The sequence below is a fragment of the Roseomonas acroporae genome (genome assembly GCF_023223525.1).
Classification (GTDB): domain Bacteria; phylum Pseudomonadota; class Alphaproteobacteria; order Acetobacterales; family Acetobacteraceae; genus Roseomonas_E; species Roseomonas_E acroporae.
Window position 1 is genome coordinate 1 of sequence record NZ_JALPRX010000223.1, and the last position, 308, is coordinate 308.

The window sequence follows — 308 nt, forward strand, 5'->3', positions numbered from 1 at the left end:
GCATGCCTTCCACTCCCGGAAATCCGGGAGTGCCCACCACCGACGAGCGATTCCGAATCGTGGGTGCTGCTGGAATATCAACGTCTTGCAGCAAGCATCGGAATCACTCGTCGGCGGAGGCGGCGACCCCGGCGCAGTTACCCGGAAATCCCGGGTCACTGCCTGCGCCGGCAGTAGGGGCAGAGGATGCCCATACTGCCCCGCCGCCCACCACCGCCGGCGAACAGGCCGAGGCCGCGATCCGCGACCGCGCCCTGGCACTGGCCGTGATCCGACAGGCCATCGCCGACGCGACCGCGACGAAGCTC

1 protein-coding gene is annotated in these 308 nt (G+C 68.5%); it reads left to right on the forward strand.

Annotated elements, in window-relative coordinates; translation table 11 throughout:
• Window positions 1-29 precede the first annotated feature (29 nt).
• On the forward strand, window positions 30-308 hold a 279-nt coding region (locus M0638_RS28125), incomplete at its 3' end, for a hypothetical protein (RefSeq protein WP_248670266.1).